Source organism: Pseudomonas pharyngis (assembly GCF_021602345.1).
Lineage (GTDB): Bacteria > Pseudomonadota > Gammaproteobacteria > Pseudomonadales > Pseudomonadaceae > Aquipseudomonas > Aquipseudomonas pharyngis.
The window spans coordinates 1-7,764 of the sequence record NZ_BQID01000035.1; the positions used below are offsets into that span (position 1 = coordinate 1).

Consider the following 7,764-nt stretch of genomic DNA (forward strand, 5'->3'; position numbering starts at 1 on the left):
ATTCGTAGGGGGAGGTGGGGTCGGTTTCGGGTGGGTTGGGTGTTGGTTTGATCATGGTGAAACTCCTTGTGTCGTCATCAGGAGCCATCACCCACTCGCTACCAAACGTTGGGTGGTGGCCATACGCAGGTTGGTAGACCGGGACACAAGGAGACCGGCGCGCCCGAAGACGCCCTGTGCATGGCCACCATAAAACCGGGGCGATTGACCGCCGCGATGGTGAGCTCTGCATCTTGTGTTTGTCTCGGGCTACCAAACCCGATCACTGTTTTTCAGTGACCCGGAAACGATAAAACCCGCGCTGTAGACACACAAGCCGGCGGATTCTGGCGTAGTCGTAGGCAATGACGCAAGGCGTTGTAGCCTTGGGGAAGTTACGGCGGGTTGCTTTAAACGGGCTTGTTTAAGCGCTCAAAGCCTGGAGGAAATCTCCTTCCAGATGTAGCCGTAGTTGTATTGAAGCCAGCGAACCAACGCCTTATCAAACTGCCTGCGAAACCAGTTACGTTTTCTCGCAGCGAGCCTTTCTTCTATTGAGGTTCTGAGCGAGTCAGGATCGAAGCCTGTCCAGATAGTGGGCAAGACAGCTGCAAGATTGGTGAAACACACGGGCGCCACTTCGGAATACAGGATTTTGTACAGCACGTCCGGATCGACACCTTCGACCTCACGCGCGATGTAGTCGTAATCGGTCGGAAAATCGTTGAAAGGCCAGGAGAGTGCAGCCCTGACGTCGGTCAGCTGCGGCTCAGTCAGAAGATGTCCCAAAATCAAAGCTCCTTTAGTTCGCCACTCAGTGGATGAGGACAAGAGACGGGGATATTTCTTGAAAGATAGTGCTGGGCTTTATTGGCAGAAAGGGAACGGCGGGATTTTCAGAATTTCGGAAAAAGCGGGATTTATGCGAGCCATTCGCGGTGGGCGAGAGCGCTTGGCACGGAACCAAGCGCTCAGGGTAGGGCGGGGCACTCAAGGCTCCACCCTGATGTTTCAGTTTTTGCTGGCGTTCAGCTTGCGCAGTTCTTCGTAGGTCGCCGACTGGACGAACCAGAAGCCGGAAATGATGCACCAGCACAGGGTGCCGGCCACGAAGATACCCAGCGCCGGCAAGAACCCACTGGTGAAAATCGCGACGATAGCGACCAGCCAGATGAATGCCAGGGAGAGATAGAGGACGGTGTTGTTGACGCTGATGACGAAGTCTTTCACGAGGGCATATTCCTTGCGGGATGTGGATAAATTCCCCCTCTCCGGGGGGCGGACGCATGCTATCACAGTGCCTTCACTGGCCAAGAGAAGTGAGCTCTTCGTTTGAAAATAAATCCGTCTCCTCTTTTCTTGCGGGTGTCCGCTATCGGCCAATAGCAGACACTCATTTGGGTGCGGCTTCCGTTTCAGAAAGGGCATTAACTGCCGAAAAATGTAGATGTCCACATTGACAGTTGCCGCTGTTGATCGTCGATCAGTAAACTGAAAAATCTAATGGAACTTAGGGAAATGGAACAATGGCAATCCCGACTGAGATATCCTTTGAAACAGCAGAAGAGCTACTAAACTTCGTTTCCCCCCTAAACCCTATTTGGAATGCAGGGCAACATATCTTTAGAGGGCAGCCAGACGCAGCTTTTAAACTCACACCGTCGATATTCCGGCGAGGAGAGGGGTCATTTGGGCATGGCTCACCTCGAAAAGCATTCGCAGACACTGTTTCTAGGCAAATTCATTACGAACTAGAAGTTATCAGCAGATTTCTTGATGGCTGTGATCGGTCGGGTCTTTTAGTACCGGGATACACTAAGGAAATAAAACGACTGCTTGCCCATGAACGAGGTTCCTTCCTGAGTGCACACCGGTTGTGGCCCCAGCCAGAGATGTACGAAATCATGGCTGTCGCCCAGCATTACGATGTACCCACCCGGCTACTCGACTGGACAGAAAGGAGCTTCGTTGCCTGTTACTTCGCAGCTTCTTCTGCAAATTTCGAATTAGACAGTAACAATATACCAAGGATAGCAATCTGGGCATTAGACACTACTCATTCAAACACTTGGGAAACGATATCTATTATTAGAACACCGGGCGGCACAAGCAGAAACCAGGCTGCCCAGTCTGGATTGTTCACTACACACAACGTCAGAGAACCAAGCTTCTCAGACTACTATCAGCCAGAAGCATTAGAGGACGTCCAGGAAATTTACGGGATAAGCAATACCGCAAGTTCACTTCTAAAAATTACATTACCTTTATTTGAAGCCCCGACTTTGCTTATGCTCTGTTCAAAACTAGGGGTTGATGGCTCGACGCTATTTCCTGGATATCACGGGGTAGCAAAGAGCGTAAGAGACTGGGCCAATATTGAGGCTGGCGTAAGGATGTCTCGGTCAGCTATAGATCAAGCAAACGCTGATAGTTATGACAGTGATCCAGATTTTCATTGAACGCAAATGAAAAAAATGCAGCTGGTTCGACAGGTGCCATTGAGCACCGGCTTCGGCCGGAAGTGGCCAGAGGATTTGAGCGCAATAGCTAAGATGCGCTCTCACCAATAGACATAGTCAAATGTGTCAGGTCACATCTCGGATTGAATATCGACCTTCCCTCTCTTTGAATGCTTGATCTCCACCCTCGAGCAGGGTGCAAACTGCTTGGCGAGTTCCGATGTAGTCGTGGCCGACCTCACTATGCTCTAATGATCCCGAGATATATGTAATTCGAGGATAAGACTGATCGGGTGACCGGTTAGCTGTAGCAACAATTACTTGTTCCGCGTCAGTGGCAACAACCAAATTAGGGTTGTGCGTAACAAGAATTATTTGACGATTCTCCTTCGCCTTTCTGATATATGGGACTAACTGAAGATAAATTGATGAATTATCCAGATTTCCTTCTGGTTGATCTATTATCAATGGTCGTCGATCATCCTCATCCATCAAAAGATAAAGGACTAACAGTGCGATCCCCCGCGTTCCAGGAGAAAGGTTTTCCAAAGACGTGTCGCCGTATTTTATTTTATAGGTAGTGCGAATGTGATCTGTGGAATACATCCAGTCCAGTAAGTCGACTATCTTTAAACTTGGCGATGCGCAGTTATCCATAAACCCTGTTGGATCTATAATTGAGAAAAACTTTTTTATCGACTCTTTAATAGCTACAGCGTCCCCAGAGTTCCATGCTAGTGACATCGTATCTGCGACAAACTTTTCGATTTCGTCTTTTTTGGCTGACGCTTGAGGCTTTCTTCCATCAAAAAAACGAACACTTTTGTCCAGCCAATCTCTCCAGTCGACGCGATAACCGGCAGAAAGTTGAAATTTCATATTTGAACCGAGCGTTTCCAGCTGCTCTTTCATTGGTTCATAGAGCTGCTGCAAGCCTTTCTCATCTTCCGCAAGGGCTTCAAAATATCTTATATAAAAGTCATCTCGCTCTTGCTCACGTAGAGAAAGGATCTTAGATGTCTTTTCATCAATTTCTTCAATCTCTTTTGTAAGTCGCTGCACTGTTGCTTCATGGGCATTTATTTGCCCTTGCAGATCAAGCAAACGTTTTTTGTTAGTTTCATCCTCACTCAGCAAACCTTGAAGCGATTGAATTCTCGTTGATATTTCACGCAAAGTATTACCAACCACGCCTATCGACTGCTCATTGCCTTGCAAGTAGTCTATTTCCGTGCCGAGCTGCAGGGCAGCTAAATTTACCTCTTGCTCAATCGAGTCATCCCAATTCGGCACTAGTCGTGCAATCGTTTCCTTTGGCAGCATTTCAAGAAGTTGAGTATTTTCAATAAGCTCCTGCGCTTGCCGGCTTGTACGAATCTTGAATTCAGAGTAAGACTTCAAGAACTGATCAATATTACGCTTTCTTCGACTCTTATTAGCTATTAAAGACTCTACAACTTTGCGATTTTCGTTCTCTATTGCTAATTTCTTTAGGACTTCCTCATCTGCGGCTTGAGTAACGGAAGGCAGTTGTTTTTTTATCTCTTCAATTTGTCGAACAGCCTGGTCACGGCTATCGACCTTGTCTGAACGTTGCGCTATGTGCGCATAAAGCCGATCAATTTCACGATGAAGACTAACAATCCGCCCCCGAAACTCATCTTGTCTAGATTGCGATGCAGACTCACGAGCCGCTCGTAGTTCTTCAAATGAGGAATAACCTTCACGATGCACTTCATCAAGATGCGAAAATACTACTTCTTCAATGGCCTTTTGAAGCTCTTGCCCTTGATGGTCGCCTGAACAAAGGCGCTCTACAAAATCCTGCGATAAATATCTAACAAGTGGTTTCGAGGTGACAAATGGTCTGTCTGTAAGAGTCCCAGAACTTATAGACCCCGTCCCCCAAGTTAGTTGAAGGTTTGCTCCGGCTAAGTGAAGTCGTCCTTTGCTGATAAATGATGACTGTGATTTAATATCCACAGGGTAGCCGGACGCAAATGCGATCAGGTCAGCTACGGCAGTTTTTCCCGCGCCCTTTTCTCCAATTATTGCAACTAGACAAGCATTGAAATTTATGATCTCGTTGCTAAACCAGCCATTAATTTTCGACAATTGTAGAGATGATATTATTTGGCTGTTGTTAGATGGTTGAGGTTTCGCCTTGCCTATTCTTACTCGGTACTCAGGCTCCCACAAAACCTGTCGCAGTCCTTCAAAAGTCGGATCTGACTTAATCCAGCAGTACCGATCCTCGTCCGGCTTAAATAACGATTTAACTTCATGCGCGTCCGACCCATGCAGACATGGCTTCAGACTTCCATACATCCTCTTAATATCCCGCGGTGAAGTGCCGGGCTTCTGCCCTAAATAATAGGCCCTATCGTTTGGATTCGCAGAAAATACAAAGTGACAATTATTTAATAGCACATCCCTGGTAGCGGAAAACCCATCGATTGGTAAACCGCTGATCCCGTCCTTCCCATTCGCGACTCCAATAAGACTATTACTGTTCAACCACCCATCATCACGAATCCACTTAAAAATCTGCTCGTAAGATGGCTTGAACTGTTCTATTCCTAATTTATATGCCTGTTCATTATCGATTAAATCCGGATTTTGTGCTTTTGCGTACTCAATTAGATCTCCGCGTATGCAGCCATATGAGCGCCTTCCTTCGGACTGAGAAGTGTATTCTATTTTTAAGTTGGCCAGGGCACGTTTTATTTTTTGAATGTGATCGGGATCAGTTGGGTCAATAAGGATATGGATATTTAATGCTTTGCCATCTCTCGTGGCAGGCAAAACGCGAAATTCTATATTTGGAATTAGCAGCTGGATGTTTTTTAGCCGAGGAGCAGCTGGATTGCTTCTTTCTGCAAATAATCGCTCATAACCGTCTATAGACATATAATCTGTCACACCAATGACAGCTATCTCTGCACTCTCTGCCGAACTCTCCAGCTGATCTAAATATTCCCCCCATGATGTTCCAACAAATGAAGCTCCCAGTTTACTGTCTGGCGTATGAACATGGAGGTCCCACCGCCTCCATTCAGATCCATTAGGAAAACCAGATTCCTTTAATTTACTTTTCTCCATGCGCCCCCCGCCCTGTTAAAAGTTGCGACTCCCAACAAAAGATTCAAAGTAGCAATAAGCAGTTGCAAATGACAATTTTTCTCAGATTTAACTCATCAATCGACTCGTCACCTTAGGACGCGTCCAAGATGGCAACGCTTGGTTCGTTGCCTTCTTCACGACACTAGATACCAAATTAGCACTCATTACAAATGTTCGCTTGCCTCGATAAATTCTAATAAAGATTTTTTGGGGGCTGAAAACGGCCACATTACGAACGTCTGCTTCTAGCCGAAAGCTGACGCTCAACGACCTCTGTATAACCATAAGCGCTCCAAAGCGATTGCCGATATGCCAACCAGAGCGATGCCTTGGGCCACTGCTCGACGCAACTCTGATACAGTCGCCCTTGGAAAAATCGTAGACAGGAAGTCATACATGGCAAAGCCAGCTGCACGCATAACTGACCCCACCAGTTGCCCTATGCCTGGACACGGGCCCAAAGCCATTGCGTCCGGATCTCCCGATGTGTTTTTTGACGGCCTCGCAGCTGCAAGGAAGGCGACACTTGCACCTGCGGCAGCGCTTTGGACTCGGCAGTGTCTGCGACGGTGTTCATCAATGGCAAGAATGCCGCTCTGGTGGGAACCGTCGGCACACACGGCGACGTAGTTATTGGTGGTTCGGGTACGGTGATCATCGGCGACTCCCATAATCCTGCACCGTTCACGCCTCCACTCCCGCTTTTACTGCAGAAAACCTATGGGCATACTTTCAGCATCGTTGATAGCGAAACGGGTCAACCTCTAGTCGGAAGAAATTTCACTGCCACTGTAAATGGTCAAAAGATTACAGGTGTTACCGACAGCGCCGGGATGGCGAAGATCAAAACCCCAGTCAAAGATGCCAATATTTCCATCAGTATTGATTTCACTTCTCCAGCTCGGACGCTTAACGAACTAACGGACTGACCCAGAATGGCTGAACAATTTACTACTGAAGCAAAAGCGACTGAAGTCAAACCCGCTGTGCCAGTTGCTCCCACGATTATCACCGTCAACGATAGAGCTGCCACTAGAGAAGCGATCATCAGACTAATCAGCAAAAACAAGTGGGAATTTGTAGAGCGATCATCATGGGGAGCGTATAAAGCAAAAGGTGAAATGGTGGATGATTGGGACTACTCGATGATCGCCCTTCACCACGCAGGACGAAGTGTAGGCTGCGGTGCTGGTGCAGGACAAATGCGCGCGATTCAGAGTGAACATCAGGCTAAGTTTGATGATATCGGCTATCACTACGGCATCGATTGTACGGGTAAAGTCTTTGAAGGACGTGACATACGGTTCAAGGGATCAAGCGTACATAACTACAACACGGGTGTGATTGGTATTGTTTTACTGGAAAACCTGACAACCGCCGAAGAGGGTGGCGATATGGTCGCTTTTGCTCGCCAAGCCCTCGAGAGCATCAACGGCAACATGGACCAGAAAATTCCTGCTATACAAATTGATACCCTTCTGACCTTGATTCAGGCCCTGACCAGCGTTTTCAGGGTGACGACGTTAGGTGGGCACCGTGAATTCCCCATGCAAGCCGGCGAAGGAAAAATTTGCCCAGGTAATATCGGCATGGAGCTTGTTAGAAACCTTCGGATTAAAACCAAACTTTTGCGACCGCCTTCATCATGAAATCGCTGCTAATCATATTATCAACCACGATTGTCGCCATGCTTTATATAGGTTTTTACGAAAAGATGGAGGACGCTTATCCGGAAAAAGTATTCTTTATTAAGAAGAGTCCCACATTTCAGATGGAGTTTGAGAATATTTTTGCGTACGAATCCGATGATAAAAAATTGAGTGAGCTAAGCGAGGCGGAGCGAAGCCTGGTTATTGATTATTGCAAGTATCGACTTGGCTTGGATACGACATTAAAAAGTCAAAGCGAGCTTGAAAAATGCAAACAAAGGTAATCGTAAGTCGTCTCTGTTAACCGTAGATTTCTCTCAAGCGCATCTGGCGACTATTACTGATTGCGACTAATGGGGCTGTTTTTCCGGAGAAACAAGACTGCTTATACATCTTCGGCTGAAGCGGGTGCATGTCTGCACCCGCGTTGAAACATAGTAATCAATTGGCTTGGTTTGATAGACGTCATTTGGAGGCTGCTATTGGCCAGACGCGGACCTCGACGAATATTTGTTTTAAGCCACTTCAAAGACCCTCCAACCTAAGCCTTAACC

Annotated in this window: 6 protein-coding genes and 1 pseudogene; 4 read left to right on the forward strand and 3 right to left on the reverse strand. The window is 47.1% G+C overall.

Annotation, left to right across the window (positions count from 1 at the left end; translation table 11 throughout):
- Positions 1-411 precede the first annotated feature (411 nt).
- Together L6D74_RS29795 and L6D74_RS29800 are read right to left on the reverse strand one after the other, a co-directional pair.
- Positions 412-768: a DUF7079 family protein gene (locus L6D74_RS29795; protein WP_236191708.1), complete on the reverse strand. Its 357-nt coding sequence runs from the start codon at positions 766-768 to the stop codon at positions 412-414.
- A gap of 222 nt (positions 769-990) precedes the next feature.
- Complete coding sequence (locus L6D74_RS29800; protein ID WP_011333849.1) at positions 991-1,209, reverse strand: hypothetical protein; 219 nt, start codon at positions 1,207-1,209, stop codon at positions 991-993.
- Between the two features lie 296 nt (positions 1,210-1,505).
- Here L6D74_RS29800 and L6D74_RS29805 point away from each other — a divergent pair, with 296 nt between their 5' ends.
- The gene (locus L6D74_RS29805; protein WP_236191709.1) at positions 1,506-2,438 is read left to right on the forward strand and encodes an FRG domain-containing protein; all 933 of its coding nucleotides are present in this window, start codon (positions 1,506-1,508) and stop codon (positions 2,436-2,438) included.
- 126 nt (positions 2,439-2,564) lie between these two features.
- On the opposite strand, the gene L6D74_RS29810 is transcribed toward L6D74_RS29805, so the two are convergent.
- Positions 2,565-5,540, reverse strand: coding sequence for a TrlF family AAA-like ATPase (locus tag L6D74_RS29810; RefSeq protein ID WP_236191711.1), 2,976 nt, complete (start codon positions 5,538-5,540; stop codon positions 2,565-2,567).
- A gap of 417 nt (positions 5,541-5,957) precedes the next feature.
- Between L6D74_RS29810 and L6D74_RS29815 the strand changes: the two are divergent.
- The 3 genes and pseudogenes from L6D74_RS29815 (at position 5,958) to L6D74_RS29825 (ending at position 7,494) form a co-directional block, all read left to right on the forward strand.
- Positions 5,958-6,490: pseudogene (locus L6D74_RS29815) on the forward strand (PAAR domain-containing protein).
- 6 nt (positions 6,491-6,496) lie between these two features.
- A complete protein-coding gene (locus L6D74_RS29820) occupies positions 6,497-7,210 on the forward strand; it encodes a peptidoglycan recognition protein family protein (protein WP_236191712.1) in 714 nt (237 codons plus the stop codon).
- A complete protein-coding gene (locus L6D74_RS29825) occupies positions 7,207-7,494 on the forward strand; it encodes a hypothetical protein (RefSeq protein ID WP_236191714.1) in 288 nt (95 codons plus the stop codon). The genes L6D74_RS29820 and L6D74_RS29825 overlap by 4 nt, the downstream gene beginning before the upstream one ends.
- Positions 7,495-7,764: the final 270 nt, after the last annotated feature.